This window comes from Sphingomonas sp. 1F27F7B, from assembly GCF_005503355.1.
Taxonomy (GTDB): domain Bacteria; phylum Pseudomonadota; class Alphaproteobacteria; order Sphingomonadales; family Sphingomonadaceae; genus Sphingomonas.
The window spans coordinates 125741-151368 of the sequence record NZ_SCMK01000003.1; the positions used below are offsets into that span (position 1 = coordinate 125741).

Consider the following 25628-nt stretch of genomic DNA (forward strand, 5'->3'; position numbering starts at 1 on the left):
CCCTGGATCCCCGCCTGCGCGGGGATGACGGGAAGGATCGGGACGCATGCGGGCCTCACTCACGGCCATACCATTCGTCGCGCCGCATCAGCTGGTCATATTCGGCATAGGGGGCATATTCCGGCACCAGCTTGGCGGTGAAGGGCTGGTCGCCGGTCAGCCAGGCGCGCACGGCTTCGGCGAAATGATGCGCGGCGATGTCGACGAACTCCTCGGCCGGGATCGGCTCCTTCTTCTTCGGATCGACGGGGCTGTCGACATAGCCGAAGCCGCCCGTGCGCGGCGAACGCGCGAGCGACCAATATTCGAAGGCGCGCGCCGTCCCCTCGACATCCCTGAACCCGCCCCGCTCGGCGATCAGGCCGAGCAGCCCGAGCTGGAGGCTGAACCCGGCCCGCACCGCACGCGTGCTGGGCGGCTGGCCGGTCTTGTAGTCGACGATCGCCAGGCCGTCATCGGCGAGGCGATCGATCCGGTCGAACTTGCCGCGCAGCTTCACCCCTTCGAACGCGATCTCGCCGTCCAGCTCGACCGCGAGGACCTTGCGCTGGGGATTCTCCGCGATCTGGCGGGCGATCCAGTCGATCGCCTCCATCAGTCGCGGCTGCCACAGCGCGCGCATCATCGGATGGGTGCGCTCGTCCACCAGCATCGCCTCGGCACGGGCGCGCAGCTTCGCCGGATCGCATGCGTCGAGTTCGAACCATTTCTGAAGAACGTCGTGCACCGCGGTGCCCCGCCACGCCGCGCTGGGATCGGCATCGACCGGATCCAGGGGCATGAGCCCGAGCATGCGGCGGGCATAGAAGGCATAGGGATCCGCCTTCAGCCGATCGACTTCGGTGACCGAGATCGCCTTGGGACGATCCTCGACCGGCGGCGACGGCTCGGGCCGCTCGGCGGGGTCATGGCCGCCCGGATCGTCGACTGCGTGGAGCCAGGCGGCAAGATCGTGCGCGCGATCGAGCCCGCCCGACAGCGCTTCGAGGCGGAGCCAGAAGCGCGATGCGATGGTGGGCGCGGTGGCGTCGCGCCGCGCGCGGGTGAGCAGCACTTCGGGCGCGCCCAGGGCACCCGCCAGGTCATGCGCCGCCAGGCCGATGCGGCGCTCCAGCCCCGGCAGGCCCAGCTCGGCGCGGATGCGCGGGGCGAGCCAGGGATCGGGCGCGGGCAGCGCCGGCCAAACGCCTTCGTTGAGCCCCGACAGGATCATCAGGTCGGCGGTCTGCAATCGCGCTTCGAGCTGGCCGAGGATGGCGAGGCGCGGATGGCCGCCCTGGGGCGGGCGCACGGCGATCTGGTCCATCAGCGTGCGCAGCATCGGTGCGAGCGTGTCGGGCGCGGCGCTGCCGGGGCCGTCGACCGCCTCGCGCTCCAGATCGTCGAGCAGCGTGGCGGCGGCACGCCCCTCGGCACGGCTCCACAGGCCGTCGCCACCGAGGGCCTGGGCCGCTTCGCGCAGCGCGGCGAGCAGGACCGGGATCGGCTGGGGGCCGTTCGCGAAGGCGGCTTCGAGCGGCGCCAGCAGCACGCGCGCCACGGGCCACCAGCGCCGGGCGGCCTGGCGCAGCGGGGCGTCCCTGCCCTCCTGCTCCGCCAGATGACGATCGATGCCGGCGAGATCGGGCGCCGGGCGCGGGCCGCGCAGCACGCGATCGAGCAGGCGTGCGCCGTCGAGCCACTCGGCGCGCGCCTCGGGCATCACCAGCGGATGCTTGAGCAGCGAAAGCAGCGGCAACGGGGCGAAGCGCTGGGCCGCGGCATCGGCGAGCGCGAGCAGCAAGGTGCCGGGCGGCAGGATCGAGAGCGGCTGGCCGGCGGAATCGTCGATCGCGATGCCCCAGCGCGCGCAATGCGCGGCAACGCGGCGGGCAAGCGCGCGATCGGGCGTGACCAGCGCGGCGGTGCGGCCGGGGGTTTCGAGCGCCTGGCGCAGCGCCAGGGCGATCGCCTGGGCCTCCTCGGCCGGCGTGGCGACTTCGAGCGCGCGGACACCGTCCAGCTTGCGCTCGCGATCGGGAAGCGTGGTCCAGCCATGGGTCAGCTCGGGCGGCTGCATCGCCGAGGCGATCGCCTTGCTGCGCGAGGGCGCGGCGTCATGCTCGCTGGCCGCGCGCCAGGGATCGAACTCGCTGCGATGGACGCCCATCCGCTCGAGCAGGAGCTTCAAGTGGAATTGGGGATGGGTCTCGAGATTGCGCCTGCGGCGGCCCGCCGGATCGGGAGCATGCGGCCCGAGCATGTCCCATTCGGCGTCGCCGATCGAGATGGCGAGATCGGGCAGGACGACCATGCCCTTGGGAAGCCCGGCGACGACGCGCTGGAGCCGGGCGATGGTGGGCGCGCCGGCAGTGATGCCGGCGGCGCAGACGAAGCCGCCGGGGGGCGATTGCTTCCAGCGCGCGGCCAGCCTGTCGATGAGAAGCCGGCGGCGATCGGCAAGATCGATGCGGCCGAGCCGGGCCAGCTCGCGCGGCCAGCGTTCGAGCACGATTTCGAACAAATGGAGCGAGCGTTCCCAATGCGCGGAGAGTTCGGGCGCGAGGTCCAGCTCCTTGAGGCGGCGGGGTGGCACTTCCTCGATCAGCAGCTGGTCGAGCGTGGCGGCGAGGTCGCCGGCGAGGCGCACCGCCTCCGCGGCGTCGTGGCGCGGCTCGGCCTGCTGGATCAGGCGGGCGAGGATGAGCTGGCGCTGGAGCGGCTCGACCGCGGGCGGCACGGGATCGGGATCGCCGGCGGCGTCGAACACGGCCTCGTCAAGCTCGGGATCGCCGACCGCGACGAGGCGCGGCAGGAGGAGGCCGCCGCCGCTGGCGCGGACAAAGGCGTCCTGGATCGCGCGCTTGGCGCGGTTGTTGGGAAGCAGGACAAGGCCGCGGGCAAGGCCCATCGGATCGCCGCCGAAGCGCTTGATCAGCCCGTTCGCCAGCGCATCCGCGAAGGCGCGGTGCGGGGGGATGGTATAGAGGTGGAGGCGATCGGGCATGGGCTTGGGAAAGCCTAGAGCATCCCCCTTTCATCGTCATCCCCGCGCAGGCGGGGATCCAGGGTAACGGAGTGCATCGCCTGGGGCTCTGGATCCCCGCCTGCGCGGGGATGACGGCGTTGGCTGCGCGACGGGCGATGCCGTCACACCGTCGCCAGTATCTCTTCGGCTTCCTTGACCGCGCCGGGCGTGCCGACGTCGAACCACAGGCCCTGATGGACCACGCCCCACAGGCGCCCCTGCTCCATCGCGCGATTCCAGAACAAATTGGTCGAGAACGGCCCCTCCGGCCAGTCGCGGATCACGCGCGGATGGAGGATCTGGGCGCCGGCATAGACGAAGGGCGCGAGGCGGCCGGGCTTGCGGCGCTCGGTGATGCGGCCGAGCGGGTCGAGACGGAAATCGCCCTGGCCGCGATGGCTGAACGCGCGCGCCAGAGGGACGAGGAGCAGCAGCGCGTCCATCTTCGCATCGTCCCAGGCGGCGGCGAGCGCGTGGAGCGCGTCGATCGGCCCGTCTACCCAGAGCGTGTCGCTGTTCACCGTGAAGAAGGGCGCATCGCCGAGCATCGCCCGGGCCTGGACGATGCCGCCGCCGGTTTCCATCAGCTGGGCGCGCTCGTCCGAGATCAGCACCTCGATATCGCCGGCACGGGCCTTCAGATGCGCCTCGACCTGGTCGGCAAGATAATGGACGTTGACCACCGCGCGCTTGATCCCCGCGTCGCGCAGGTGATCCATCGTGTGGTCGAGCAGCGGCTTGCCGGCGACTTCGACCAGCGGCTTGGGGCGGGTGACGGTAAGCGGGCGCATGCGCTTGCCCAGGCCCGCGGCCATCACCATCGCCGTCTCGGGCATGGCCACGTCCGGATTGGGACGCAGCGAATAGGTGGCGGCCTGTTTCATGCGCCGGCGCCGGAACCTGCGCCAGAACCTGCGCCGGAGCCTGCGATCGTCAGCGGATCGCCGCGCATGTCGGCGGGGATGTTGGCTTCGAACCAGTCCGCCACCGGCTTGAGCGCGGGATGGCGGAGATCGCGGTTGAGATAGGTCCAGACGCGCGGGCACAGGCCGGGGTAGCGCGGCTTGCCGTCGCGCTTCCACAGGCGCGTGAAGATGCCGACGATCTTGGCGTTCCGCTGCGCGCCGAGCACGTGATAGGCCATGTCGAACGCGTCGCCGGCGCCGGTGATGCGCTTGTAGCGATCGAGCATCGCGATCTCGAGGCTCTCGGGCACGTCGCGGCGCGCGTCCTGCAGCAACGAGACGAGATCATAGGCGGGATGGCCCGCCAGCGCGTCCTGAAAGTCGAGAAGGCCCAAGGTTTCCGCGCTACCGTCGATCAGCATGATGTTCTCGACATGGTAGTCGCGCAGCACCGTGACAGGCGTGTGACCCGCCAGCACGGGAGCGAGCACTTCGTCCCAGGCCCGGGCATAGCCCTCGCCATCGACGTCGAGCCCGACCGCGGGGCAATACCATTCGGGGAGCAGGGCGACTTCGCGGCGATATTCGGCGTGGCTGTAGGGGCGCAGGTCGGCCGCAGCCGGATGCCCGGCGAGTCGGATGAGCAGGTCGATCGCCTCTTCGTAGAGGCGCAGCTCGCTCTCGGGCGCGGCGTCGACCGTCTCGCGCATGCGGGCATCGCCGAAGTCCTGGATCAGCACCAGGCCCTCGCCCAGATCCTCGTGCAGGATCTCCGGCGCGGCGAAGCCGTGCGCAGTGAGCCAGCGGGCGACGTTGATGAACGGGCGCGGATCCTCGTGCGGCGGCGGCGCATCCATCAGGATCGCGGTGCGGTCATGCTCCACCACGCGGAAATAGCGACGGAACGAGGCGTCGCCGGCAAGCGGACGGATTTCCGCGCCGCCCCAACCGGCGGCAACGAGGAAGTCGGGCGCCGCGGCGGGCGGATTCATGTCAGGGACCATCGGTCCCTCCATGCCGCCGGCACTTTCGCTGTCAAGGCGCGCGCGCCGTCCGGTGCCACATCCAGGGACAGCCACAGCGCATCGTGCCACGCCGCCTCCCCCAGCCGCTCGGGCCATTCGACGATCAGCAGCGAATCATGGCGGGCGTCGTCGAGCCCCAGCTCCTCTGCCTCGGAGGGATCGTCGAGCCGATAGAGATCGACATGGAGCACCGGGAAGCGCACTTCGGGCGGATCATAGGGCTGGACGATCGCGAAGCTGGGCGACGGCGCCTCGCCCGCCAGCCCCAGCGCAGCGAGCAGCCCGCGCGCGATGCTCGTCTTGCCCGCGCCCAGCGGCCCGGACAGCGCGATCACGTCGCCCGGATGCGCCAGTTCGGCCAGCCTGCGGCCCAGTTCGAGCGAGGCCTCGGGCCCGTCCAGGATCATTTGCGCGGCAGCTCCACCGTCACCAGCGTCCCCTCGCCCGGCTCCGAGATCAGCTCGATCCGGCCGCGATGCGCCTCGACGAACTGCCGGGCGAGCGGCAGGCCGAGCCCGGTGGTCCGCTCGCCGCCGCCACGGGCATTGCCGAACTGGGCGAAGCGATCGAACGCGCTCGCCGCTGCCTCGCGGCTCATCCCCGGCCCATTGTCCGAGACGATCACCCGCGCCACGCGCTTGTTGCCGTCGAGATGCAGCAGCACCCGCCCCTGCTCCGGCGTCGCCGCCACGGCATGGCGCAGCAGGTGCTCGATCACCTGGCGGATGCGCCGCGCATCGCCGGTGATGCGGCCGGCGCTGCCGGCATCCTCGACCACCAGCTCGATGCCCTTGGCCTTGGCGAGTGGCGCCACCGCCTCGGCGGCGTTCTGCGCAGCGATCTCGATGTCGACCGGCGCCTTCTCGAGCGGCGCCCCCTCGCTCTGGGTCAGGTCGAGCACATCGTCGATCAGCACGCCCAGCCGCTCGACCGAGACCAGGATCGCCTCGGCATATTCGCCGCCGCTCGCGCTCAGCGGGCCGGCAAAGCCGCCGTGCAGCATCTCGGCGAAACCCTTGATCGACGTGAGCGGGGTCCGCAGCTCGTAGCTCATGTTCGCGACGAAGGCGGTCTTCACTCGGTCCGCCGCTTCCAGCGCCTCGTTGCGGTCGCGCAGCGCGCGCTCGGCCCGGTGATGGTCGGTGGTGTCGAGCATCGTCACCAGGGCGTTGCCATCGGGCAAGGGCACCGCCGTAACGTCGAAATGCCGGCCATCGGCAAAGGCGATGCTGGAGCCGCGCGACTGGCGATCCTGTGCCGCGATGCGGATCAGGTCGCCGATGATGTCGGCGCGCGACGCCTTGGCGAGCCTGGGCCCGGCCGCGCGGACCAGCTGCTGCACCTGGGGATGGCTGTCGAGGAAAGCGTCCTCGAAATCCCAGACCTGGCGGAACTTGCGGTTCCACAGCTGGAGCCGCCCCTTGCCGAACACGGCGACCGCCTCGGCCAGGCTCTCCAGCGTGGCGGTGCGCACCTGCTGCATCTCGCCATGTTCGCGCTGCAGCTCGAACTGCTGGGTCCGGTCCTCGAACAGCAGCAGCAGGCCGCCCTCGGGCAGCGGCTGGGCGACGACGCGCAGGTGCGTCGCCCCCAGGCTCCACGTCTCCTCGACTGCATCAGGCGCGACGAACCATTCGCGCCGCTCCGCCTTCCAGGCCGGATAATCGCGCACTTCGGGCAGGCGATTGGCCTCGCGCATCCGATCGAGCACGCGATCGAATTCGGGCCGGTCGGCCAGCCATTCGTTCTTCACCGCGAACATGCGGCGGAACGGCTGGTTGGAGAAGATCAGGCTGCGATCCGCCCCGAACTGGGCGACGCCGGCCGAGATCCGGTCGAGCATCGCGCGCTGCGCGGCGGCGAAGCGCTTCAGGCCGCCCCGCGCCTGCTCCAGCTCCTCGATGTCCACTGCAAAGCCCGCGACGCCGCCGGTGGGCAGCGGCATGTCGTGGAGGCGCAGCATCCGGCGCTTGCCGCCGATCGTCGCCGGCATCGCCGCGGTCTGCGGTTCGCCGGTATCGCGCGCGATCGCGGCATTGGCGAGCGGACCGCCCATCCCGACGCCCTCGACCAGCTCCAGTCCGCGCGCCACCACATCCTCGGCATCCTTGCCCTCGACGGCCTCGACATAGGCCGAGTTGACCATCAGCAGGCGCAGATCGCCGCCGCGATACCACATCGGCATCGGCGCCGCCTCGATCAGGGCAGTCAGCGCATCGAACGCGGCCCGCAGCCGGCTCGCCTCGCGCTGGAGGCGATTGATCTCGGCCTGGCTCTCGGTCGCATCGAGGAACCAGAGCACCACGCCGCCCGGCGCGTTGACTGCCTGGGGCGCCCGCTCGCCGATCACCAGCAGGGCCCGCTCCGAGCCGCGCACGCGCACCGAGAGGCTGAACGGCTTGCCCGCCTTCTGCGCGGCAGCGACGTGCACGCCCAGCATGCCGGCATCCTCGGGCAACAAGCCCACCTCGCCCCCGCTCAGCTCGGCCAGCTCGCGCGGCAATTCCCGGAAGCCCAGCCAATCGCCCAGCCGGCGCGGCAGCTCGATCCGGCCATCGGCGCGGACCAGCATCGCCTGGGCGGGCGATCCGCTCACCAGCGCGGCGAGACGGGTATTGGCATCGGCGATCGCCGCGGCTTCCGCCCGCGCGCGCAGGCCCAGGTACAGCGCCCAGACGGCACCGACCAGCAGCAGCGCGAGGACCCCGCCCGCGACGATCGCGGATGCCTGTGAAATATGGATCAAGCCGCGTCCCCGCAGCCTTTGCGCACTGTCATGGCGCAATCCTTAGGCAATGCATCGCCGGTCGGGAAGGCTGGATGCTGCCCGCGTGCAAACGAAAAGGGGCCCGGCACGCCGGACCCCTTCGTTACTGCGTCAACCTGAGTTGACGATCAGAACTTCACGCTGGCTGCGATGCGCGCATAGCGGCCGAGAATTCCCGAATAATAGGTCACCGTGCCACCGCCGGCCGGCGCCGGATAGGGCGGCTTCACGTTGAACACGTTGTCGACGATCAGCTTCAGGCTGAACTGATCGTTCACTCGGGTGCCGACCGTGGCGTTGAACAGCCACCAGTCGCCCACGCCCATGATGTTGCGGGCATTGGGAGCCTCATCGACGTCATACTTGCTCTTGCCGAAATACTGGGCCTGGACGAGCGCGTTGAAGCCCTTGCTCTCATAGGTGAAATTGGCCGTGCCCGAATGGTGCGGATAGCCGATCTCGCCTGCAAGGTGGTTGACGTCGCCGGTGCCGACGCGCTGCTCCAGCTTGTCACGATAGAAATAGTTCACCGAGAGGCCGAGCACGCCCGCATTGTTGACCCCGACACGCTCCAGCGGCAGGCGATAGGCCGCGGTGACCGTGAGGCCCGAGGTCTGGTAGGAAGCCGCGTTGTAATAGCCCTCGCGGATCATCGTGATCTGGCCGGCGGAATTACGATCGACAAGGCCGCAGAAGCTGTTCGGATAGCTGGGCGAGTCATAGCAGGCATTGAGGATGTCATCGCCGCCGAGCGACGTGATCGCATCGGTCAGCTTGATGTTCACCCAGTCCACCGCCAGCGTGAAGCTGCGCGCGAAGCTCGGCTGGATCACCGCGCCCACGGTCCAGCTGTTCGCCTTCTCGTTGCTGAGCCCCGGATTGCCCGAGACCGTCACCGGCACGGTGAAGTCGCTGTAGTTCGACGTGAAGTTGGTGGTGTCGATGCCCGCCGCGGTGCAGTTCGCCTTGCGGACGGCCGGGTTCGGGCCGCTGCCGACATAGCGCGTGTCACACGGATCGCTGCCAACATCGAAGGCCCGCGAGGTCGGGTTGAACGCCTCGGTGATGGCCGGCGAGCGGATCGACCGGGTGAAGTTGCCGCGGAAGGTGATGTCGCGGATGAAGCCGATGCGGCCGCCCGCGGTCCAGGTGAGATCGCCGCCCGAGAGCGAGTTGTGTACCCAGCGCGCGGCGCCGTCGAACTCGACCGTCTTCAGCCAGCTCAGGCCGTTTTCCGGCGTGACGAGCGGCATGCGAAGTTCGCCGAACACTTCGTTGGTGTTGAACGAGCCGCTGATCGGATCGATCGGAATGATGCGGCCATATTGGGTACGCGTGCCGTCGCCATTGTCATGGCCGTAATAATAGGAGCCCGGATCGAACTTGGTCGATTCCCGGCGATGCTCATAGCCGAGCGAAACGCTCACGTCGTTGCCGAACAGCGAGAACACCGGGCCGGTGACGTTCGCGTTGAACACCAGCTGATCGTTGGTCGAGACGGGACGAGCAATCGCGAAGATATAATCCTTCGCGGCCTGGCTGGCCTGGCCGACGCCGAAGATGTTCAGCGGCGCGCAGGTGTTGCTGATCGTCTGGGCGGGCGAGTTGGTGTAGCCCGGGCGGCACACGATGTTGCCGTTGCCGTCCTGCACCGCGTCGAGCGCGTTGAAGAAGTTGTCGTTGACGAGCTCGTAGTTCTTGCCGACCGTCTGCGAACGACCATAGTTCGCCGACACTTCCCACTGGAACTGGCGGCTGCCGAGCGAGAAGTCGCCCGCGAAGCCGCCGACGAAGCGATAGGTCTCGACATTCGCCTCGGCGCGGCCGGTCGTCAGGTCGGAAAGCGCACGCCCGACATAGAATTGGGTGGCGCCCGCCGGCAGGTTCGCCGCGATGGTCGCGCGGTCGGCCGGGTTCAGGAACGGGTTGTTGATCGACAGCAACAGGTTGCCGTCGGGCGTGCCGGCGGCATCAAACAGCGCGGTGTTGTAGTTGGGCTGGTCGATCAGGTTGACGCCCTTGTTGTGCGAATACCAGGCCTCGCCGAAAAAGCGGACATGGTCGGTCAGCTCATAGTTGAGCTGCGCATTGGCCAGGTAGCGCTCCGAGCTCGTGAGCAAGTTGCTCTGCGCCGGCAGATCGAAGCCGTTGCCGCCGCTGCTGATAAAGCCCTGGCGCATCACCGTGCCGAGATTGAGCGGGACGAGGCGGCCGTTGGAACCGAACTGGAGCAGCTGGCCGCTGGCATCGCGGATGCCCGAGCGCGATGCGAGATAATCGTCGTCGCTGAACGGCACGCCGCCCGAAGTGAAGGCAGTGTAGCGCTGCGACGGATAGAGCACGCGCTGAAAAGGCGAGCCCAGCGAGGCCGGCGGCGTACCGAAGAAATTGCCCGCCGCGGTGATCGCCCGGTCGGCCGAGGTGAAGCCGGTCGTCTTGTTGTATTCGGCCGCGATCACGATGTTGCCGCGGCCGCCGGCGAAGTTCTTGCCGGCCAGGATGTTGATGCGCGCCTCGGGGGCATCGCCTTCCTGCGAGATGCCGTACTGGCCGCCGATCTCCAGGCCCTCATAATCCTTCTTGAGGATGATGTTGACGGTGCCTGCGATCGCGTCCGAGCCGTAGATCGGCGCGCCGCCGATGGCGACGGTCTCGATGCGCTGGACCAGCGTGGTCGGAATGTTGTTGAGGTCGACCTGGCTGCCCGGCGAGACCGGGCCGAAAATGCTCGCGGTGTTCGACGAGACGAAGCGGCGGCCGTTGACCAGCACGAGCGTGCGCTGCGTGCCGAGGCCGAAGAAGTCGACGAAGGTCTGTGCCGGGCCGAACGACGACTGCGCGCCGACCGCGCTGTTGCCCGGAGGGCCGAAGGACGGAATTTCACGCAGCGCCTGGCCGACATTGGTGTAGCCGCGCGACTCGATCTGGGCGGCGCCGACCACCTGGGTCGGCTGCACGGTGTCGAACTCAGGGCGCGCGATGCGCGAGCCGGTCACGACGATCGTGCCCTCCGCAGCGGCAGGCTGATCGTCCTGGGGCGCCGCGGCATCCTGCGGCGCCTGGTCAGCGGTCTGCGCCGCTGCCGGAGTGGCGATCATGGCGAGAGCAAGAACCGCGGCAGACGCGGTCAACGACAGGCAGCCCCGTTGAGGGGAGAGAAAACGACGCATACTTCATCCCTTTAGAAAAGACTGCTCCGTCCTCGGAATCGATTGTTGCTGGCCTTTGTCCGAAGCGGGACCAGGACGCGGGAAACGGCAAGTTAGTTGCGGCTCGACAACGCTTTCTTTCGGCACGTTGCATAATTACAACAATGTTACAGTAACGGAGATATTAACGAAAAGGGCCGCGCTCCCCCCGGGGGAAGCGCGGCCCTTTCTCGTGCGATTCCGCGACGGGATCAGTAGCGATAGTGATCCGGCTTGAACGGCCCCGCCACCGGCACGCCGATATAGTCGGCCTGCTTCTGCGAGAGCTTGGTGAGCTTCACGCCCAGCTTCTCGAGGTGCAGCTCGGCGACCTTCTCGTCGAGATGCTTCGGCAGGACGTACACGTCGTTCTTGTAGGTGTCCGACTTGGTCCACAGCTCGATCTGCGCCAGCGTCTGGTTGGTGAACGACGACGACATCACGAACGACGGGTGGCCGGTCGCGTTGCCCAGGTTCACCAGGCGACCCTTCGACAGGATGATGATCTGCTTGCCGTCCGGGAACTCGACCAGGTCGACCTGCGGCTTCACTTCGGTCCACTTGTAGTTCGACAGGCCCGAGATCTGGATCTCGCTGTCGAAGTGGCCGATGTTGCAGACGATCGCCATGTTCTTCATGCCGGCCATGTGCTCGGCGGTGATCACATCGGCATTGCCGGTGGCGGTGACGAAGATGTCCGAGCGAGTGACCGCCTCTTCCATCGTCACGACTTCATAGCCCTCCATCGCCGCCTGCAGCGCGCAGATCGGGTCGATCTCGGTGACGAGCACGCGCGCGCCGCCGTTGCGCAGCGACGCGGCCGAGCCCTTGCCCACGTCGCCGAAGCCGGCGACGGTGGCGACCTTGCCGGCCAGCATCACGTCGGTGCCGCGGCGGATCGCGTCGACCAGCGATTCCTTGCAGCCATAGAGATTGTCGAACTTCGACTTGGTGACGCTGTCGTTGACGTTGATCGCCGGGAACGGCAGTTCGCCCTTCTTGGCGATATGGTAGAGGCGGTGCACGCCGGTGGTGGTCTCTTCCGAGACGCCCTTGATGTTCTTCACCGTCTCGGTGAGGTAGCCCGGCTTGCGCTTGATGAATTCCTTCACCGCGCGCTGCATCTCGACTTCCTCGTCATTCTCCGGCTCGCCGAACGACTGGCCGGCCTCGAGCTTGGCGCCCCACAGCGCGAACATCGTCGCATCGCCGCCGTCGTCGAGGATCATGTTGCAGGTCTCGTCGCCCCAGTCGAAGATCGAGCCGACATAGTCCCAATATTCGGCCAGGCTCTCGCCCTTCACCGCGAACACCGGCACGCCGGTGGCGGCGATGGCGGCGGCGGCGTGATCCTGCGTCGAGTAGATGTTGCAGGTCGCCCAGCGGACCTGCGCGCCGAGCGCGGTCAGCGTCTCGATCAGTACGGCGGTCTGGATCGTCATGTGGAGCGAGCCGGTGATGCGCGCGCCCTTGAGCGGCTGCGACGCGCCGAACTCCGAACGGAGCGCCATCAGGCCGGGCATCTCGGTCTCGGCGATGTTGATCTCGGCGCGGCCGAAATCGGCGAGCGAGATGTCCTTAACGACGTAATCCTTGTCGAGCACGGTAGCCACGAGCTGTCTCCAGATGTGAATCGATTGCGCGCCGGGAATCGCCGGCCGCGATGGCCGCGCCCTAGCCGCTTCGCCGGGCAGGCGCAATTCCAAATATAAAGATATCTTTATATGACGTCTCGCGACGGCCCGAAACGGCCCTCCGAATTCGCGATGATCGCAACCGCTTCGGCGCATTTTTGCAAGTGACGAATCTCGCGGGCCAAGGCATAGCGCCGCCCGCGTCCATCTCGTAGCGCGAGCCCAATCCATGTTCCGCCTCATTGCGTCCGCATTCCTGCTTGCGATTGCCCTTGCTCGACCCGCCGCTGCCCAGCAGGGAGGCGTTGCCGAGGATGTGAACAGCGCCGGCGTGGTCCCGCCGCGCGGCATGTCGTTCGAGAACGCCCAGGCGATGATGGCGGTCATGCGCGGTGCCAGCCAGCAGGTCCGGGACAATTGCTGGAGCCTCGGCTGCGTGCTGATCGTCAACGACACCAGCGGCTATGACGTGATCGGCCTGTACCTCGATTCCGCCAAGCCGGGGGAGAGCGCACGCTGGAGCCACAACCAGTTCCCCCAGCCGCTATGGCCGAGCAAGGCGACGCTGCGCTTCAAGACGGGAAGCGCCAGCACCTGCAACATGCCCGTCCGCTTCGTGCTGCGGCACCGCGAGACCCGGGAGAAGACCGAGATCAACGGCACCTCCAGCTTCTGCACCTCCCCGCACCGGGACACGCTGATCCGCATCAAGATGCTGGAGGGCAAGGTCTATGTCCGCGGAGACGACGAGCCGGCCGTCGACGCGAAGCCCTGACCCGGCGCTTCAGGCGGTGCCCGCGCTGTTCGCCAGCAGACGGGGATCGATGCCCGCCCCTGCGAAGGCGAGTGCCCAGCGCTCCTCGGCATCGATGTCGTAGATCAGGTCGGGCGTGCCGGTCGTGTTGAACCAGCCATGCCGCGCCATCTCGCTGTCGAGCTGGCCTTCGCCCCAGCCGGCATAGCCCAGCGCGACCAGCCATCGCGACGGCCCCGTCCCTTCCGCGATCGCCCGCAGCACGTCGATCGTGCCGGAAAGCGACCAGCGGCCGCCCACCTCGATCGTGTCCTGCCCGCCCCAATCGGGCGAATGAAGCACGAAGCCGCGGCGCGGCTCGACCGGTCCGCCGAAATGCACCGGCGTGTCGGGCGCGACGCCGGGCGCGATCTCGAACTGCTCGAGCAGGTCGTGCAGCGTCAGCCCGTCGATCGTGTCGCCGATGCCGATGCCGAGCGCGCCCTCCACATCATGCGCGCACACTGCGATCACCGCGCGCTCGAAGCGGGGATCGCCGATGCCGGGCATCGCGAGGAGGAACTGGCCGGTGAGGAAGCGCGTCGAATCCATGGCCGCTCAACGTAGCCGCACCGTTTCGGCTCCGCCACGCTTGAAAATCATCGCCGGGGAGCCGATTGGGGCAGGCGACTCATCATTCCCGAGGAGAGTAGAATGACCATCCAGGTTGGCGACCGCGTTCCCAGCGTCAATTTCGTCAAGGCGACCGAGGGCGGCCCCGAGCAGGTCAGCTCGGACGATTTCTTCGCCGGCCGCAAGGTGGCGCTCTTTTCGGTGCCGGGCGCCTTCACGCCCACCTGTTCGGCCAAGCACCTGCCGGGCTTCGTCGAGAAGGCCGAGGAGATCAAGGCCAAGGGCGTGGACGAGGTCGCCTGCACCGCCGTCAACGACGCGTTCGTGATGGGCGCCTGGGGCCAGGCCAATGGCGTGGCCGGCAAGGTGACGATGCTCGCCGACGGCAACGGCGCCTTCCCCGAAGCGCTGGGCCTCACCATGGACGGCTCGAAGTTCGGCATGGGCACGCGCGGCCAGCGCTTCTCGATGCTCGTCGATGACGGCGTGGTCGCGCAGCTTCATGTCGAGGCGCCGGGCCAGTTCGAAGTCAGCTCGGCCGAATATCTGCTCGCCAAGCTGTAAGATCGAGGCCGTAACGGAACCGCTGGAGGCTCGTGGAGTTGATTCCACGAGCTTTCAGAAAGGGACCGTCATGGCCGATACCGAGACTGCCAACGCTGCACCGACGACTTTGGAAGAAGCGACCCAAGGCGCGAAGAGCTTCCTGGCCCAGGCACAGGAAGCGATCGGCGATGCCGTGGACGCGACTGTCGCCGCGGTGAAGGAGCATCCGATCGCAGCGGCGGGCATCGCCGCGGGCGTGGCCGCCGCCGTTGGCGGCGCTGCCTATGCCGCCACCCAGCTGGGCGGCGACAAGGAACCGGCACCGGACGACGCGAAGAAGTGATTGGGCTCCCTGCGGAGCCAGCTGGGTGAGGCAGACCGCGCGACGAAGCCGCCTCGCGGCCGGGCGCGGCTGTCCGTCCGCCATCGCCTTGCGATGCTCGCCCCCCCCGGAGACAGGCTCGGGGAGGAATTGATTCTCCAAGTCTTGCCAGAGTCATCTTTGGGGCTTAGCCCTCGAAGATGACTCAACAAGCTTCCGACATCGTCGCCGATCTCGAGCGCCTCTACAACGCCTCGGTCGATCGCCTCAAAGCCGCCCTCAACCGCTACATCAACGATGGTACGCCGCCGAACCCGGAGGATCGGATCGACGGCAGCTTCGCCTATCCCGAGCTGCGCCTCGTCTATCGCGGCGGCGAGGAACGCGGCCGCCCCACTCCGCGCCGCTCGTTCGGCCGGCTGGTCGAGGAAGGCGAATATCGCATCTCGGTCACGCGCCCGGCGATGTTCAGCCGCTACCTCACCGAGCAGCTGACTCTGCTGATCGAGGACTATGACGTCGAGGTCCATGCCGTTACCGGGCGGCAGGAGATCCCGTTCCCCTATGTCCTCGATCCCGGCCACATCGCCAACATGGATCAGATCTCGGTCACCGAACTGGGCCGCCACTTCCCCGCGACCGAGCTGGCGCATATCGGCGACGAGATCGCCGACGGGCTATGGCTGTCGACCGACGACACCCGCCCGCTCGCGCTGTTCGACGCGCTGCGCACCGATTTCTCGCTGGCCCGCCTGCGCCACTATACCGGCACCCCGGTCGAGCATTTCCAGCAGTACATCCTGTTCACCAACTATCATCGCTATGTCGACGAGTTCGTCCGCTGGGCCGTGGAGCAGCTGGGCGAAGGTTCGCGCTTCACCGGCGTCTCGGGCGCGGGCGGCATCCTGGTCGAGGCCGGGGACGATACCGACCGGCTGCTCAACGACACCTCGGCCTGGCGGCGCCACCAGATGCCGGCCTATCACCTGATGGCCGCCGACGGTTCGGGCATCACCCTGGTCAACATCGGCGTCGGCCCCTCCAACGCCAAGACGATCACCGACCATCTCGCGGTACTACGCCCCGAGGCGTGGCTGATGATCGGGCATTGCGGCGGCCTGCGCCCCAGCCAGCGGATCGGCGACTATGTCCTCGCCCATGCCTATCTCCGCGACGATCACATCATGGACGACGTGCTGCCGCCCGAAATCCCGATCCCGGCGATCGCCGAAGTCCAGCTCGCCCTCGCCCGCGCGGCCGAGACGGTCTCCGGCCAGTCGGGCGAGGAGCTCAAGCAGCGGCTGCGCACCGGCACCATCGTCACCACCGACGACCGCAACTGGGAGCTGCGCTATTCCAAGTCTGCGCTGCGCTTCTCGCTGAGCCGCGCGGTGGGCATCGACATGGAGTCCGCCACGCTGGCGGCGCAGGGCTATCGGTTCCGCGTACCCTATGGCACCCTGCTCTGCGTCTCCGACAAGCCGCTCCACGGCGAGCTCAAGCTGCCCGGCCAGGCCAACCGCTTCTACGAGCGCGCCATCGCCGAGCATCTGAAGATCGGCATCGAGACCTGCGAGGAACTGCGCCGCGAGGGCCCGCGCCTCCATTCGCGCAAGCTGCGCGCGTTCAACGAGCCGCCGTTCAGATGACCCTTGCGCTCGCCGTCCCCGCCTTTGCGGGGATGGCAGAGGCCGGGAGGGTCCGTGTTGGAATTCGTGCGTTGGAGTCCCTTCAGGAGAACAGCGATGATCGATCCCGAGGAAACCGAAGAAGAACAGCCCCGCGCGCACCAGCCCGACGGCACCGACAGCTCGGCCGAATGGGACGCGCAGATCGCCGACGAAAGCATGATCCCGGACAGCGATCCGCCGGGCTGAGCTCCCAGCGGTCAGGTCGCAGGAGCACGAAAGGATCAGCGGCTGAGCTGGAACTCCACCGACAAATTGGCATTCACCGTCACGCTGTCGGATGCGGCGCCCTGCTTGCCGGCGAACATGCCGATGAGCTCGAGGAAGAAGCTCATCGAGCCGGCGACCATGTCCTGCTTCTCGCTGATCCGCGCGATCGCGGCACGGCGCAGGCCCAGCGTGGCGGCATAGGCATCCGCTTCGGCACGGGCCTTGGCAAGGGCATCGGCCTTGGCCCGGCGGGTCGGCCCGACATAATCGTCGAGCAGCGCGATCACCTCGTCGGCCATCTTCCCGCCATTGGCCTCGGCGGCCGAGCCGGCGGCGGTCGCCGCCGCGCGCGTAGGCGCATCGAAGAAGACCGTCTCGGTCGCCGTCGATTGCGGCTTTTCATTCCCCTCGGCCGCATCGATCGCGAAGCTGGGCTTGCCGCGCCCGGTAAACGCGCCGAAGAGGCTGGCGAGCGGATTGGCGCCGACGCCTTCCAGCGGCTGCCCCTCGCGGACACCCTTCGCGGCGAGCGCCTGGACCAGCCTGGCGCGGTTCGCGGCAAGCGCCGCCTCCGCCGCCTTGTCGTCCGCTCCCTTGCCGATGAGCTTCACCGAAAAGCGAAAACGGTTGGCCGGCACCTTGACCTGGCCCGTGGCGACGATCTCCACCGTCACCGGACCGTCCACCGGCGCGGCCTGGGCGAAAGCGGGAACCGGCGCGGACAGCATCGCAAGCACGAAGGCATATCTCATCATGGCTCTTTCCTCCTTTGTGTCAGTCGATCCGCGCGCCCGGACAGGCACGGACGCGGACGGCGCGGCCGGTGGTGAAATCAAGCCGGAAGGCGGCGCGGCGCGCGATGAAGCTGCCCTCCGTCCGGCCCGGCGGCAGGCCGCTCTCCTCGACGAGCGCGCAGATGGCGGTGCCCAGCTTCCCCAAGATGATGAACCGGTTCGAGACCGTCGCGAGGCCGCCGAGCCCAGCCATATCCCGCTCGATATCCGCCTGCAGGCGGTCACGCGGCCCCGTTTCGCGGGGCCCGAGCGTCCGGATGCCGATCCGGGCGAAATGGATGGTGCGCTCGATCAGCATCACCTTGCCGCTGTCGCGAAGCCACTCGACCTGGAGATAACGCTCGAAACGGATCAGCGGGCGGCGGCGCACCCCCGGCGCCTGCAGCCAGGCAGTGGTGCGCATGGTCTTGTCAGGGTCCGCGGCCGCCGCCGAGATCGTCCAGTGCCGGTCGGGCGAGCGCACGCGCCCGCCCTGGAATCCGCTGATGCCAGGAGCAGCCGGCGCGGCGCCGGCAAGTGCCAGCGCCGCGACCAGGCCCAGTCTCACCACCCCTGGGGCTGGCCCTTGTTCTGCTGGTCGAGCCACTTCTTCAGCGGGGCGAAATATTCCGCCATCGCCTTGCCCGACATCTCGCGCGAGCCGGTGAATTCCTGCAGCGCGTCCGGCCAGGGCTTGGAGGCGCCCATCTGGAGCATCTTGTCGAGCTTCGCGCCCACTTCCTTGTTCCCGTAGAAGGAGCAGCGGTGGAGCGGGCCCTTCCAGCCCGCTTGGTCGCACGCCGCCTTGTAGAACTGGAACTGCAGCACCCGCGCCAGGAAATAGCGGGTGTAGGGCGTGGTCGCCGGGATGTGGAACTTGGCGCCCGGATCGAACCTGGTCTCGTCGCGCGCCACCGGCGGCACGATCCCCTGATATTGCAGGCGCAGCTTGTCCCAACCCGCCTGATAGCCGTTCGCCGGGATCTGGCCGGAGAACACGCCCCAGCGCCACTTGTCGACCAGCAGGCCGAAGGGCAGGAACGCCACTTTGTCCATCGCCTGGCGCAGGAGCAGGCCGATGTCCTTGTCCGCGCTCGGCACCTGGCCCTTGTCGAGCAGGCCGATCTGGACGAGATAATCGGGCGTGATCGAAAGCGCGATGAAGTCGCCGATCGCCTCGTGGAAGCCGTCGTTCGCGCCGTCGAGATAAAGCGCCGGCTGCTGGTTATAGGCCCGCTGATAGTAATTGTGGCCGAGTTCGTGGTGGATGGTCACGAAGTCGTCGGCATTGACCTTGATGCACATCTTGATGCGCAGGTCGTCGACATTGTCGATGTCCCACGCCGAGGCGTGGCACACCACTTCGCGGTCCGCCGGCTTCACGAACTGCGAGCGCTGCCAGAAGCTCTCGGGCAGCTGCTTGAAGCCGAGCGAGGAATAGAAGCCCTCGCCCGTCTTCACCATCTTGTGCGAGTCATAGCCCTTGGCCTTGAGCAGCTCGCCCACGTCATAGCCGACGCTGCCCGATCCCGCCGGGGCGACGATGTCGTAGATGTTGCCCCATTCCTGGGCCCACATGTTGCCGAGCAGATCGGCGCGGATCGGGCCCTTGGCGGGCTGAACCCCCTCGCCATATTTCTCGTTGAGCTTGTGGCGCACATAGGTGTGCAGCGCGACGTAGAGCGGCTTGAGGTCGTTCCAGATCTTGTCGGTCATCGCCGCGAAGGCGTCAGGGTCCATGTCATAGCCCGAGCGCCACATCGCCCCGACATCGGCATAGCCCAGGCCCCTGGCGCCTTCATTGGCGATGCCGACCAGCTTGGCGTAGTCGGGGCGCATCGGCGCGCCGACATTGTCGTTCCAGCTGACCCACATCTCCTTGAGCTTGGCGGGATCGCGCTCCTCGCCCATCGCGGCCTCGATGTCGGAGCCGTTGATCGGCTTGCCGTTCAGCGTGCCCTTGCCCGCGCCGTACATGCCGGTGATCTTGGCCGAGAGTCCGGCCAGCTCGTCCGCCGCGCCGGCGCGGACCGGCGCCGGCAGCACGATCTTGTTGCGGAGCATGCCCAGCTTGCGGCCGGTGTCGTAATCGAGCCCGGCGACATTGGCGAACTTCGCCGCGCCCAGCGCCAGATCGACCTGCAGCTTGGTGAGCGCCGCGCCTTCGCGCGCGGTCAGCGCCTCGGTGTCGGGGGTGATATAGGTCTCATAGACCCATTCGGCGCGCGAGGCGACGACACCCTGGGCGAAGAGCTTCGCCTCGGCATCGGCGACGAAGGCCTTGGCGTCGGCGGCGGTGGGCGCGGCCTGGGCGGCTTCGCCGTCGCGATCGCGCGCGGCCAGCGGCGCGGCGGCGAGCAGCGAGGCGAGCGCGAGCATCGAGATGCCGGTGCGGATCATGTACGGAATTCCCCTCGGATTTTCTGGATGGCGGAGACGATGCGCGCGCCCCGCCGGCCGGTCAAGCCGCGAAGAAATCGGCGATGGCCCGCCCCAGCTCGGGCCGAGTGACGGCGCTCATGTGATTGCCGGGGATCTCCACGAAGGTGGCATGCGGCAGCATGTCCGCGAGCTCGTGCGCCGAGCCGTTGTGATCGTCCTCGGCGCCGGCGACGACCAGCGTCTCCTCGGTGAGCCGCGCCAGATGCTCTTCCGGGGTATCGACGAACGTGTCGAGGATCGGCAGCAGCGCGGCGGGATCGGCCTTGGTCGTCTTCAAAAAGGCCTCGGTCAGCCACTCGCTCGAACCGCGTTCGAAGCTGCCGAGATTGGTGAGCACGCGGCGGAAATAGGTGCCGGTGCGCGAAGCGGCGACGATACCCGCCAGCCCCATGCCGGCCAGCATCACCCTGCGCGGCGTGGCGCCGCCGTCGACGATCATCCGCACCGTGGTGCGCGCGCCGAGCGAATAGCCGCCCAGATCATAGTCGACGAGGCCCAGATGCGCGACCAGCGCGAGCGCGTCGCGCATCGTCACGTCGGGCGGATAGCTGGCCGCATCGTGCGGCGCCGCGCTTTGCCCATGACCGCGCAGATCGGGCATGATTACCCGGAAGCCCTTCTCCGCCAGCTTCGCCGCATGGCCATATTTGATCCAGTTGACTTCTGCCGTGGAGGCATAGCCGTGGATCAGCATCGCATCCCGCCCCTGCCCCATTGCGGTCCAGGCGAGCTCGACGCCGTCGAAGCTCGGGAAGCGGTGCGTTTCAGTCGGGAAGTTTGCCAACGGAGTCCATCCAGCGCTTGACGAGTTGGGGATTGTCGTCGGTCCGGTATCGAGTGAGGCCGGTCGTGTCGAGCCACTGCTCGTGCATGCTCTCCACGCCGAAATGATGGACCGGGCGGAAGCGGTGCGGCGCGTCGAAGCTGCCCACCGTCAGGTCCATGTTGGCGCTGTCGGGGAATTCGAAGCTGAGCGGCGTGCCGCAGGCGCTGCAGAAACCGCGCACAGCGATCGGCGACGAGGCGTAGCGATCGGGCGCCCGCTCCCAGCGCACATCGGCCTTTTTCAGGTTCTTGAACGCGATCGAGACCCCGCCGGTGGCGCGCTGGCACATCCGGCAATGGCACAGATAGGCTTCGTCGTCCGCCACCCGCGCCACATAGCGCACCCGCCCGCACTGGCATCCGCCGGTCATTTCCTCTGCCATGGCTCGCCCTCCTGTTTCGTTCGTTGCAATGGGTGCGCCGCACAATGCAATCGCGTTGCCGATTGAAATCTATAAGCGTGCTTATTATGTGCCGCGCATGACCGAGAGTCTGGGTTTCCTTCTTAGCGATGTCTCGCGCCTGTTGCGCCGCCGTTTCGACGAGCGGGCGCGCACCAGCGGCGCGAGTGTGGCGCAGTGGCGCGTGCTCAAGATCCTCGCGCGCAGCCCCGGCCTCAACCAGGGCCAGCTGGCCGAGGCGCTCGAAGTCGAGCCGATCACCGCCTGCCGGATGATCGACCGGCTCGAGGAGGCCGGCTTCGTCGAGCGCCGCCGCGATCCCGCCGATCGCCGTGCCTGGCGCATCCACCTGACCGACAAGGCCGCGCCGGTGCTCGACCAGCTCCATGTGCTCGCGGCCGATCTGATCGAAGAGACGCTTCAGGGGTTCAGTACCCGGCAGCGCGAGGAGCTGATCGCGGCGCTCGAGGGGCTTCGCGCGAACCTGACCACCGTTCAAGAGGGCAACGAGGCCGCAAATGGCTGATGCAGATCCGAAGATCGAAAAGTCCGAAGAGACCAAGATCACCATCCCGACCGAAGGTACGACCGTTCCCGAGGCGCCCGCGACCAAGCCGAAGCGCGGCCTGCTGCGCCCGCTGCTGATGTTCGGCGTGCCGGCCATCCTGCTGGCGATCGTGGGCTATTTCTACTTCACCGGCGGCAACAGCGTCTCGACCGACAATGCCTATGTCCAGCAGGACAAGAGCTCGGTCTCGACCGACGTGGCGGGCCGCATCGTCGAAGTGGGCGTGAAGGAGAACCAGACGGTCAAGGCCGGCGACCTGCTCTTCCGGATCGATCCCGAGCCCTATCGGATCGCGGTTTCGCAGGCCCAGGCGGCGATCGCGGCCGCGCAGGTGCAGCTCAACACCGACCAGGTCAGCTATCAGGGCACCGGCGCCAACATCCAGGCGGCGCACGACGCCATCGCCAACGCCCAGGAAAATTACGACCGCCAGGCCGCGCTGATGAAGCAGGGTTTCACCACCCGCGCCAATTTCCAGTCGGCCCAGCATGCGCTGGAACAGGCCCGCGCCCAGCTGCAGAACGCCCAGGCCAGCGCCGCCGAGGCCCGCGCCAAGATCGCGACGGGTGCGGCGGTGCCCGGCGAGAACCCGGCGATCGCGGCCGCCCGCGTCCAGCTCGCCAAGGCGCTGCTCGACCTGCAGCGCACCGAAGTGCGCGCGCCGGTGAGCGGCATCGTCAGCCAGACCAAGAGCCTGCAGGTGGGCCAGCAGATGATCACCGGCCTCGCCGCCGTGACGATCGTCTCGAACAAGCCGGCCTGGGTCGACGCGAATTTCAAGGAGACCGACCTCAACAAGATGCGGGTCGGCCAGTGCTCGATCGTGACTCTCGATGCCTATCCGGGCCTGAAGCTGAAGGGCCATGTCGAATCCATGGGGGCCGGGACCGGATCGGAATTCTCGGTGCTCCCCGCCCAGAACGCCAACGGCAACTGGGTGAAGGTCACCCAGCGCGTGCCGGTGCGCATCGCGATCGACGACAAGAGCCCGCGCGAACTGATCGCCGGCCTCTCCGCCGATGTGAAGGTGGTGTTCAAGGGCGCGTGCGACTGAAATGGCGACGGCAGCCCCCGGCCGCGCCAACAGGGCGGGTGAGGCGTCCCCCACGCCTCCCCGCCCGCAAGCGGCCCCTCCCGGTGGAGGGGCCGCTCTTCCGGTAAGGTACAAGGGCCTGCTCACGCTCGGCGTCATGATGGCGACGATCATGCAGATCCTCGACACGACGATCGCCAATGTCGCCATCCCGCACATGCAGGCGTCGCTCGGCGCCACCCGCGACACGATCAACTGGGTGCTGACCAGCTACATCGTCGCTTCGGCCATCGCGATCCCGATCACCGGCTGGCTCTCCGACCGGATCGGCTCGCGCAACCTGTTCCTGATCGCCACGGTCGGCTTCGTCATCGCCTCCGCCATGTGCGGCGCGGCGCAGACGCTGGAGGAGATGGTCGCCTTCCGCATCCTTCAGGGCATCACCGCGGCGTTCCTCAATCCGCTCAGCCAGACGGTGATGCTCGACATCAACGCGCCCAAGGACCAGCCCAAGGCGATGTCGATCTGGGGCATGGGCATCATGGTCGGCCCGATCATGGGCCCGCTGATCGGCGGCTATCTGACCGACAATTTCAACTGGCGCTGGGTGTTCTACGTGAACCTGCCCGTCGGCGTCGTCTGCTTTGCCATTCTGTGGTGGCTGCTGCCCTCGCGCCCGATCCGCAAGCGCCAGTTCGACGCGTTCGGCTTCACCCTGCTGGCGATCGGCATCGCCTCGCTCCAGCTCATGCTCGATCGCGGGCAGGACCAGGACTGGTTCTCCTCCACCGAGATCTGGGTCGAGATGCTGGTGTCGGTCATCGCGCTGTGGATGTTCTTCGTCCACCTGTTCACCGCGAAGAACCCGATGTTCGAGCGCGAGCTGTGGAAGCATCGCAATCTGGTGACCGGCATCTTCTTCATGATGGTGATCGGCCTGGTGATGATGGCGACGATGGCGCTGCTGCCGCCGATGCTGCAGAACCTCTACGGCTATTCGGTGTTCGATACCGGCCTGCTGCTGATGCCGCGCGGCGTCGGCGTGGTGCTGACGATGTTTGTCGGCGCGCAGCTGATCCAGCGCGGCTGGCTCGATCCGCGCTGGTCCGTCGGCATCGGCCTCGCCATCGCCGCCGTCTCGCTGTGGGAGATGTCGGGCTGGACACTCGAGATGGGCAGCACGCCCTTCATCATCTCGGGCTTCGTCCAGGGCCTGGGCCTGGGCCTGGTGTTCATGCCGCTGAACGGCCTCGCCTTCGCCGGCCTTCCCCCGCATTTCCGCACCGAGGGATCGAGCCTGCTCAACCTGACTCGCAACATCGGCGCGTCGGTGGGCATCTCGGCAGTGAGCGCGCTGCTCGCGCAGAGCATCCAGCGCAGCCACCAATATCTGGGCGAGCACGTCACCGCGACGACGATGAACGGCCTCGGCTCGATCGTGCAGGGCCTTGGCCAGCAGGGCGCGCTGATCACCGGGATGATCGACGCCGAAGTGAACCGGCAGGCGGCGATGATCGCCTATCTCAACGACTTCTGGCTGATGGCGATCGTGACCGCGATCAGCGTGCCGCTGGTGCTGCTGCTCCAGAAGCCGGGCGGGAAAGTGGAGAATGATCCGGCCGCGGCGGGGCATTAGCTTCCGTCCGCAGCAACGGCTGCCGCTTCACATAGGCGAGGCTCCGCCAGGCCCATTCGAGCGGACCGCTGACGAAATAGCGCATCCAGAGATTGGCGAAGCCCACCAGCAGGACGATGCCGACCGTCGAGATCAACGCCGATTCCGCCCAGCCATATCGGCCCCATGGCAGCAGGCCCCAGGGCGCGAACAGAATGTACATGCCCACGATCTGCTGGAGGAAATAGAGCGAGAAGGCCATGCGGCCCGGCGCCTTGAACACGCCCAGCACGACAGCGCCGGCGCGGCTCTTCACGGCCAGGTTGACCAGCGCCAGATGCCCCAGCCCGATCGCCATCCGGGCGAACTCGCCGGTGATCCACAGGCTGCGCGGGCCGGGCGAGAAGCTCAGCGCCTCGGCCAGGCCGATCGCGCGGGCGGTGAGGCCGAAGCCATATCCGGCCACCAGCAGCCATAGATAGAAGCGCGCGCTCCTGAGCCCCTGGATCACGCCCCATTTCCACAGCGCGACGCCGACCAGCATCGTGCAGAACGCCTCCATCACGTCCCAGAGGAGCCATTCGTCGGCGAGATAGCTCCAATAGCTCCACGCATTCTTCGCATAGGGCAGCCAGCCGCCCTGATGCGCGGCCCGCTCGCGGGCGACGCGCGCGGGATCGGGGATGTGGACGGAGAGCTTGCGCCATTCGGCAAGCGCGGCGGGATCGCCTTGCTCCACCTGCTGCACGAGTTCCGTCCGCGCGACATATTCGCGCGCGCCATATTCGGGGATGCCGATGCCGGTGAGCGCCGCCCAGCCCAGGCCGAGGGCAACGAGCGTCTTCGGACCCAGCGTGCGGAACGGGAAGAGGAACAGCGCGGCAAGCGCATAGATGTGCAGGATGTCGCCCGGCCAGAGCAGCACGAACACGTCGAACAGGCCGAAGGCGAGCAGCCAGAGGTTGCGCCGGTAATAAAGATCGGCGACCGCCACCGGCCCGTCGGGCGCCATCGCCTTGCGCGCCAGCACCATCATGCCGGCGCCGAACAGGAATTCGAGCAGACAGCGCTGCGTGCCGGCGAAGAACAGGTTCACCGCCGCCCAGGCATCGCGGTCCGCCGGCGTCCAGCCGATCAGCCGCACATCGGCCGAGAAGGTCCAGACGCTCGCCGCCATATAGGGCACGTTGATGTAGAAGATGCCGAGGATCGCCAGCCCGCGCAGCATGTCGAGCACGTCGATGCGCGCCTTGCCGCGCACCGGCGCCAATCCGGGATTGCTCGTTTCCACCACCGCCCGACCCACTCGTGAG

At 67.7% G+C, this 25628-nt stretch carries 22 protein-coding genes; 8 read left to right on the plus strand and 14 right to left on the minus strand.

Annotated features, from left to right (window positions below):
- Window positions 1-55: 55 nt before the first annotated feature.
- The 7 genes from addB to ahcY all read right to left on the minus strand — a co-directional run bounded on the left by addB (window position 56) and on the right by ahcY (window position 12505).
- The gene (gene addB / locus FFS08_RS03755) at window positions 56-2986 is read right to left on the minus strand and encodes a double-strand break repair protein AddB (protein ID WP_137863269.1); all 2931 of its coding nucleotides are present in this window, start codon (window positions 2984-2986) and stop codon (window positions 56-58) included.
- 143 nt (window positions 2987-3129) lie between these two features.
- On the minus strand, window positions 3130-3891 hold the full coding sequence (locus FFS08_RS03760; RefSeq protein WP_137863270.1) for a nucleotidyltransferase family protein: 762 nt from the start codon (window positions 3889-3891) through the stop codon (window positions 3130-3132).
- Window positions 3888-4904, minus strand: a complete 1017-nt coding sequence (locus FFS08_RS03765; RefSeq protein WP_171012469.1) for an aminoglycoside phosphotransferase family protein — start codon at window positions 4902-4904, stop codon at window positions 3888-3890. The genes FFS08_RS03760 and FFS08_RS03765 overlap by 4 nt, the downstream gene beginning before the upstream one ends.
- Entirely contained in the window at window positions 4901-5344 is a 444-nt protein-coding gene (gene tsaE / locus FFS08_RS03770; RefSeq protein ID WP_137863272.1) for a tRNA (adenosine(37)-N6)-threonylcarbamoyltransferase complex ATPase subunit type 1 TsaE, read from the minus strand. Before tsaE ends, FFS08_RS03765 begins: the two co-directional genes overlap by 4 nt.
- The gene (locus FFS08_RS03775; protein ID WP_137871813.1) at window positions 5341-7683 is read right to left on the minus strand and encodes a PAS domain-containing sensor histidine kinase; all 2343 of its coding nucleotides are present in this window, start codon (window positions 7681-7683) and stop codon (window positions 5341-5343) included. Before FFS08_RS03775 ends, tsaE begins: the two co-directional genes overlap by 4 nt.
- A 149-nt stretch (window positions 7684-7832) precedes the next feature.
- Window positions 7833-10802 carry a TonB-dependent receptor plug domain-containing protein gene (locus FFS08_RS03780; protein ID WP_249341124.1) on the minus strand — a complete coding sequence of 990 codons (2970 nt, stop codon included), beginning with the start codon at window positions 10800-10802 and terminating at the stop codon, window positions 7833-7835.
- A gap of 302 nt (window positions 10803-11104) precedes the next feature.
- Window positions 11105-12505, minus strand: coding sequence for an adenosylhomocysteinase (ahcY, locus tag FFS08_RS03785; protein WP_137863275.1), 1401 nt, complete (start codon window positions 12503-12505; stop codon window positions 11105-11107).
- Window positions 12506-12755: 250 nt separating this feature from the next.
- Here ahcY and FFS08_RS03790 point away from each other — a divergent pair, with 250 nt between their 5' ends.
- Window positions 12756-13301: a hypothetical protein gene (locus tag FFS08_RS03790; RefSeq protein WP_137863276.1), complete on the plus strand. Its 546-nt coding sequence runs from the start codon at window positions 12756-12758 to the stop codon at window positions 13299-13301.
- A gap of 9 nt (window positions 13302-13310) precedes the next feature.
- On the opposite strand, the gene FFS08_RS03795 is transcribed toward FFS08_RS03790, so the two are convergent.
- Entirely contained in the window at window positions 13311-13871 is a 561-nt protein-coding gene (locus FFS08_RS03795) for a YqgE/AlgH family protein (protein WP_137863277.1), read from the minus strand.
- A gap of 102 nt (window positions 13872-13973) precedes the next feature.
- Between FFS08_RS03795 and FFS08_RS03800 the strand changes: the two genes are divergently transcribed.
- The 4 genes from FFS08_RS03800 to FFS08_RS24185 all read left to right on the plus strand — a co-directional run bounded on the left by FFS08_RS03800 (window position 13974) and on the right by FFS08_RS24185 (window position 16637).
- A complete protein-coding gene (locus FFS08_RS03800; RefSeq protein WP_137863278.1) occupies window positions 13974-14456 on the plus strand; it encodes a peroxiredoxin in 483 nt (160 codons plus the stop codon).
- A gap of 70 nt (window positions 14457-14526) precedes the next feature.
- Window positions 14527-14781 (plus strand): hypothetical protein, encoded by a 255-nt coding sequence (locus tag FFS08_RS03805; RefSeq protein ID WP_137863279.1) that lies wholly within the window; start codon window positions 14527-14529, stop codon window positions 14779-14781.
- 179 nt (window positions 14782-14960) lie between these two features.
- The gene (locus tag FFS08_RS03810) at window positions 14961-16409 is read left to right on the plus strand and encodes an AMP nucleosidase (protein ID WP_137863280.1); all 1449 of its coding nucleotides are present in this window, start codon (window positions 14961-14963) and stop codon (window positions 16407-16409) included.
- Window positions 16410-16505: 96 nt separating this feature from the next.
- On the plus strand, window positions 16506-16637 hold the full coding sequence (locus FFS08_RS24185) for a hypothetical protein (protein ID WP_283214629.1): 132 nt from the start codon (window positions 16506-16508) through the stop codon (window positions 16635-16637).
- Window positions 16638-16672: 35 nt separating this feature from the next.
- On the opposite strand, the gene FFS08_RS03815 is transcribed toward FFS08_RS24185, so the two are convergent.
- The 5 genes from FFS08_RS03815 to FFS08_RS03835 form a co-directional block, all read right to left on the minus strand.
- Window positions 16673-17413 carry an SIMPL domain-containing protein gene (locus FFS08_RS03815; protein ID WP_137863281.1) on the minus strand — a complete coding sequence of 247 codons (741 nt, stop codon included), beginning with the start codon at window positions 17411-17413 and terminating at the stop codon, window positions 16673-16675.
- A 19-nt stretch (window positions 17414-17432) separates the two neighbouring features.
- Window positions 17433-17999 (minus strand): hypothetical protein, encoded by a 567-nt coding sequence (locus FFS08_RS03820; protein WP_137863282.1) that lies wholly within the window; start codon window positions 17997-17999, stop codon window positions 17433-17435.
- A complete protein-coding gene (locus FFS08_RS03825) occupies window positions 17996-19831 on the minus strand; it encodes a M2 family metallopeptidase (protein WP_137863283.1) in 1836 nt (611 codons plus the stop codon). Before FFS08_RS03825 ends, FFS08_RS03820 begins: the two co-directional genes overlap by 4 nt.
- Window positions 19832-19892: 61 nt before the next feature.
- Entirely contained in the window at window positions 19893-20657 is a 765-nt protein-coding gene (locus FFS08_RS03830) for an alpha/beta fold hydrolase (protein WP_502702003.1), read from the minus strand.
- Entirely contained in the window at window positions 20638-21081 is a 444-nt protein-coding gene (locus FFS08_RS03835) for a GFA family protein (RefSeq protein WP_137863284.1), read from the minus strand. The genes FFS08_RS03830 and FFS08_RS03835 overlap by 20 nt, the downstream gene beginning before the upstream one ends.
- A gap of 97 nt (window positions 21082-21178) precedes the next feature.
- Between FFS08_RS03835 and FFS08_RS03840 the strand changes: the two genes are divergently transcribed.
- The 3 genes from FFS08_RS03840 (at window position 21179) to FFS08_RS03850 (ending at window position 24336) form a co-directional block, all read left to right on the plus strand.
- A complete protein-coding gene (locus FFS08_RS03840; RefSeq protein ID WP_137863285.1) occupies window positions 21179-21625 on the plus strand; it encodes a MarR family winged helix-turn-helix transcriptional regulator in 447 nt (148 codons plus the stop codon).
- On the plus strand, window positions 21618-22721 hold the full coding sequence (locus FFS08_RS03845; protein ID WP_137863286.1) for an HlyD family secretion protein: 1104 nt from the start codon (window positions 21618-21620) through the stop codon (window positions 22719-22721). Before FFS08_RS03840 ends, FFS08_RS03845 begins: the two co-directional genes overlap by 8 nt.
- A gap of 139 nt (window positions 22722-22860) precedes the next feature.
- On the plus strand, window positions 22861-24336 hold the full coding sequence (locus tag FFS08_RS03850) for a DHA2 family efflux MFS transporter permease subunit (RefSeq protein WP_502702004.1): 1476 nt from the start codon (window positions 22861-22863) through the stop codon (window positions 24334-24336).
- Here the strand turns inward: FFS08_RS03850 and FFS08_RS03855 are convergent.
- Window positions 24260-25606 carry a DUF418 domain-containing protein gene (locus tag FFS08_RS03855; protein WP_249341126.1) on the minus strand — a complete coding sequence of 449 codons (1347 nt, stop codon included), beginning with the start codon at window positions 25604-25606 and terminating at the stop codon, window positions 24260-24262. The genes FFS08_RS03850 and FFS08_RS03855 overlap by 77 nt on opposite strands.
- Window positions 25607-25628: the final 22 nt, after the last annotated feature.

Bases quoted from the DNA above. Each gene is read 5' to 3' on its own strand.
- FFS08_RS03840 (WP_137863285.1), top strand. From the start codon at position 21,179: ATGACCGAGAGTCTGGGTTTCCTTCTTAGCGATGTCTCGCGCCTGTTG.
- FFS08_RS03850 (WP_502702004.1), top strand. From the start codon at position 22,861: ATGGCGACGATCATGCAGATCCTCGACACGACGATCGCCAATGTCGCC.
- FFS08_RS03790 (WP_137863276.1), top strand. From the start codon at position 12,756: ATGTTCCGCCTCATTGCGTCCGCATTCCTGCTTGCGATTGCCCTTGCT.
- FFS08_RS03845 (WP_137863286.1), top strand. From the start codon at position 21,618: ATGGCTGATGCAGATCCGAAGATCGAAAAGTCCGAAGAGACCAAGATC.
- tsaE (WP_137863272.1), bottom strand. From the start codon at position 5,344: ATGATCCTGGACGGGCCCGAGGCCTCGCTCGAACTGGGCCGCAGGCTG.
- FFS08_RS03835 (WP_137863284.1), bottom strand. From the start codon at position 21,081: ATGGCAGAGGAAATGACCGGCGGATGCCAGTGCGGGCGGGTGCGCTAT.
- addB (WP_137863269.1), bottom strand. From the start codon at position 2,986: ATGCCCGATCGCCTCCACCTCTATACCATCCCCCCGCACCGCGCCTTC.
- FFS08_RS03805 (WP_137863279.1), top strand. From the start codon at position 14,527: ATGGCCGATACCGAGACTGCCAACGCTGCACCGACGACTTTGGAAGAA.
- FFS08_RS03810 (WP_137863280.1), top strand. From the start codon at position 14,961: ATGACTCAACAAGCTTCCGACATCGTCGCCGATCTCGAGCGCCTCTAC.
- FFS08_RS03825 (WP_137863283.1), bottom strand. From the start codon at position 19,831: ATGATCCGCACCGGCATCTCGATGCTCGCGCTCGCCTCGCTGCTCGCC.
- FFS08_RS24185 (WP_283214629.1), top strand. From the start codon at position 16,506: ATGATCGATCCCGAGGAAACCGAAGAAGAACAGCCCCGCGCGCACCAG.
- FFS08_RS03765 (WP_171012469.1), bottom strand. From the start codon at position 4,904: ATGAATCCGCCCGCCGCGGCGCCCGACTTCCTCGTTGCCGCCGGTTGG.
- FFS08_RS03780 (WP_249341124.1), bottom strand. From the start codon at position 10,802: ATGATCGCCACTCCGGCAGCGGCGCAGACCGCTGACCAGGCGCCGCAG.
- FFS08_RS03795 (WP_137863277.1), bottom strand. From the start codon at position 13,871: ATGGATTCGACGCGCTTCCTCACCGGCCAGTTCCTCCTCGCGATGCCC.
- FFS08_RS03815 (WP_137863281.1), bottom strand. From the start codon at position 17,413: ATGATGAGATATGCCTTCGTGCTTGCGATGCTGTCCGCGCCGGTTCCC.
- FFS08_RS03800 (WP_137863278.1), top strand. From the start codon at position 13,974: ATGACCATCCAGGTTGGCGACCGCGTTCCCAGCGTCAATTTCGTCAAG.
- FFS08_RS03760 (WP_137863270.1), bottom strand. From the start codon at position 3,891: ATGAAACAGGCCGCCACCTATTCGCTGCGTCCCAATCCGGACGTGGCC.